The organism is Pseudomonas sp. P5_A12 (assembly GCF_056400685.1).
In genome coordinates, this window is the sequence record NZ_JBFUKU010000411.1 from 1 (window position 1) to 3,724 (window position 3,724).

Genomic DNA, 3,724 nt, shown 5'->3' on the forward strand with positions numbered 1-3,724 from the left:
GCGGCGTCAAGATCGCCATCTTCGGTAAGCCGGGCTCCTACAGAAAAGCAAAAGGCCCCTTGGCTTGACTGCCAAGGGGCCTTGAGAAGTACTGAATAGACGCGTCAGCTCAAATCATTTGGTCCAGTCGGCAACTCGCTCCGGGTGTTTGGCCACCCAATCTTTCGCAGCGGCTTCCGGCTTGGCGCCATCCTGAATCGCCAACATGACTTCGCCAATTTCGTCTTTCGACGCCCACTGGAAGTTTTTCAGGAACTTGGCGACTTCCGGCGCTTTGGTGGCGAGTTCTTTGCTGCCGATGTTATTGACAGTTTCAGCGGCGCCATAAACGCCTTTCGGATCGTCCAGGAAGCGCAGTTTCCACTTCGCAAACATCCAGTGTGGCACCCAACCGGTCACCGCGATGGATTCGTTTTTCTTCTCGGCACGGGTCAGTTCGGCAATCATGCCGGCGCCGGAACTGGCCTTGAGTTGGTACCCGGTCAGGTCATAGTCCTTGATCGCCTGTTCGGACTTGATCATCACGCCTGAACCGGCGTCGATGCCGACGATGCGGTTTTTGAAACTGTCATCGGTTTTCAGATCGCCGATGGTTTTGGCCTTGACGTACTCCGGCACGATCAAACCGATTTTTGCGTCTTTGAAGTTCGGACCGTAATCGACCACCTGATCCTTATTCTTGGTCCAGTAATCACCGTGTGTCACCGGCAGCCAGGCGGACAACATGGCGTCGAGTTTGCCGGTGGCCACGCCCTGCCACATGATCCCGGTGGCGACGGCTTGCAGCTTCACGTCATAACCCAGTTTCTGTTTGATCACTTCTGCCGCTACGTGAGTCGTTGCGACGCTGTCGGACCAGCCGTCAACGTAACCGATGCTCAAGGTCTTGTTCTCGGCACTGGCCATGGTGGAGCCAATCGCAAGCACCAGAGCGGCACCTGCGCCTAAAAGTCGTCGCATCTTCATCGTTACTTCCCCGAAAGTGCTGCGCTCGACGGATGCCGAGTCGCGTCAACGTATAGTTATGGTGCACAGCGCCCCCATCACGCCCACCGCAAACTCGTTCAAACATCAGCGTGATTTCTATGAGAGCACTGATGCGTCGATAATCAACCTCACGACAACTGCGACCTGCTCTGCCAGCGACCTCAAGGCACCGAGAAACGACATCAGAACGCCATAGTTTCTGAGCAACGCAAACACCCCGGCCAATCCGCCCAGACTTTGCATGTCAAAGTTATGCGGGGCACCTGATCTGCGGCAAATGCAGGTAACATGCGCGGCTTTGCTCCCAGACGCCCCGACCATGCCCGCGACATCACGCTTTCCTTTTTCTGCTTATTTATTCGCCTGCCTGCTGGGGCTATTTGCCTTCGGCGGCTTCTGGTACGGCTTGGGCAAACCGGTGATTTTGCCGGATGTGGCCAGCGCGACGCACAAGCTGCAATGCGCCTCCTACACCCCGTTCGACAAGGATCAATCGCCGTTCGATCAGCCGTTCAAATTGCGTCCGGAGCGTATGGACGCCGACCTCGCGCTGTTGGCCAAAAGCTTCGAATGCATCCGCACGTATTCCATGACCGGTCTGGAGGCCATCCCTGATCTGGCACGCAAGCACGGTCTGAAACTGATGATCGGCGCCTGGGTCAACAGCAATCCGGTCGACACCGAGAAAGAGGTCGACCTGCTGATTGCCTCGGCGAATGCCAACGCTGACGTAGTGACCGCGGTCATCGTCGGCAACGAAACCCTGCTGCGCAAAGAGGTCACCGGTGCGCAACTGGCCAGGCTGATTAACAAGGTCAAAAGCCAGGTCAAACAGCCCGTCACTTACGCCGACGTCTGGGAGTTCTGGCTCAAGCACCCGGAAATCGCCCCGGCGGTCGACTTCCTGACCATCCACTTGCTGCCGTACTGGGAAGATAATCCCTCGAACATCGACGCGGCCCTGCAGCATGTGGCCGAAGTGCGTCAGGTGTTCGGCAACAAGTTCGCACCCAAAGATGTGATGATCGGGGAAACCGGTTGGCCGAGCGAAGGCCGTCAACGTGAGACCGCCCTGCCRAGCCGGGTCAACGAAGCCAAGTTCATTCGCGGTTTTGTCGTGATGGCTGAACAGCAAGGCTGGCATTACAACCTGATCGAAGCCTTCGACCAGCCGTGGAAACGCGCCAGTGAAGGTGCAGTCGGTGGGTACTGGGGCCTGTTCGACGCGGATCGTCAGGACAAGGGCGTACTGGCAGGTCCGGTGACTAACGTGCCGTACTGGTCGCAATGGCTTGCGGTGGGTGGCTTGATTTTCCTCGGCACGCTGGTCCTCGGCGGTCGCGTTCGCAGCACTCGCGCGGCGCTGGTGCTGCCGCTGCTCGGTGCGCTAGCGGCTTGCTCGATTGGCGCGTGGGGTGACCTGGCTCGCGTTACCACCCGGTTTGCCAGTGAATGGTTGTGGGTGGCACTGCTGACGGCTTTGAATCTATTGGTGCTTGCGCATGCCGCGCTGACATTGAGCGCACGCACCGGGTGGCGTGAGCGGGCATTCAACGCGCTGGAACGTTGGGCTGGCTGGCTGCTCGTGACGGCGGGGTTTGCCGCGGCAGTGATGATGCTGGAGCTGGTGTTCGATCCGCGTTATCGCAGTTTCCCGAGTGTGGCGTTTATCCTGCCGGCACTGGTTTATCTGTGCCGCCCGGTGAACGCGCCCCGTCGGGAGACTGCGTTGCTGACCTTCATTATTGGCGCAGGCATTGTGCCGCAGCTGCTCCGTGAAGGTTTGCAGAACCAGCAGGCCTGGGGTTGGGCGCTGGTGAGTTTGCTGATGGTAGCGGCGTTGTGGCGCGGTTTGCGGGTTCGCAAGGCTTAAAATTTCAGCGCGTTTGCCGGCCTCATCGTCGGAACGCCGCCCGGAGCCGGCTCGCTCCTACAATTAACCGCGTTTCTGCTGAAGAACCCGGTCAATGTGGGAGCGAGCCTGCTCGCGAAGGCTGACTATCAGGCGCTGCGACTCTCCCGGACCAGACGCAACCCCGCAATCACCACCGCAAAAACAGCCAGCGTCGTGTTGTACAACGCCAACGCCGGAAACCCGAACACCAGCGCCAGCACCGCCAGCCACCACCCTGCCCGACCCGGCAGAACGAAGCCAAGCACGGCTGCCACGATCGCCGCCCAGCCCAACACACTGAAGTGAATCATCAAGCCCAGGTTCGAACGAATCGCACACTCCCAGCGACTCGCCTCGTCCACGCAGAGGCCCACCCACTGCGCATCCTCCATGAAGCCATAACGCGCACCGTAACTGGCGGCCAGCCATAAAGGCAGCAAAACGAGCAGCAAAACCACGGGCAGACGGCGGGGCATGAAGCACTCCAATAGGCGAAAACGGCGGCCAGCTTAATCCCCCCACAGTGGGATGCAAACGTGAGCAACATAAATCTGGTCAGGAAATCTCTGCAAAGTGTATCGTCCAGCTACTATTACCGGAAATCAGCCTCTTTGGTGCCGATGCGTGGCACTTTGGCGCAACCCCGATGGTCATAGCCTGCGAACTTCATTCGGCACCTTCTTCTAAGGGATCTAGTCATGCTCCGTTCCTTGCGCTTCGCCGCCCTTTTCGGCGGCCTTATATTGAGTGCGTCCGCACTGGCGGTTGATGTCGACGCCGCCAGTTATGGCTACCCCTTGACCAACCCGTTCGAGGCGACCATCGCCACGACACCTCCAGACC

General features: G+C 58.9%; 3 protein-coding genes and 1 pseudogene. 2 read left to right on the top strand and 2 right to left on the bottom strand.

Translation table 11 applies throughout. From position 1 onward, the window contains the following. Positions 1 to 114: 114 nt before the first annotated feature. Positions 115 to 966 (bottom strand): glycine betaine ABC transporter substrate-binding protein, encoded by an 852-nt coding sequence (locus AC1DSG_RS28965; protein WP_477793938.1) that lies wholly within the window; start codon positions 964 to 966, stop codon positions 115 to 117. A 298-nt stretch (positions 967 to 1,264) separates the two neighbouring features. Here AC1DSG_RS28965 and AC1DSG_RS28970 point away from each other — a divergent pair, with 298 nt between their 5' ends. After that, on the top strand, positions 1,265 to 2,860 hold the full coding sequence (locus tag AC1DSG_RS28970) for a glycoside hydrolase family 17 protein (RefSeq protein ID WP_477793939.1): 1,596 nt from the start codon (positions 1,265 to 1,267) through the stop codon (positions 2,858 to 2,860). Between the two features lie 128 nt (positions 2,861 to 2,988). Here the strand turns inward: AC1DSG_RS28970 and AC1DSG_RS28975 are convergent, their stop codons facing one another. Then, entirely contained in the window at positions 2,989 to 3,357 is a 369-nt protein-coding gene (locus AC1DSG_RS28975; RefSeq protein ID WP_477793940.1) for a hypothetical protein, read from the bottom strand. A gap of 222 nt (positions 3,358 to 3,579) precedes the next feature. On the opposite strand from AC1DSG_RS28975, the pseudogene AC1DSG_RS28980 reads away from it, so the two are divergent. Next, a pseudogene (locus AC1DSG_RS28980) lies at positions 3,580 to 3,724 on the top strand (serine/threonine protein kinase); the annotation flags it as partial.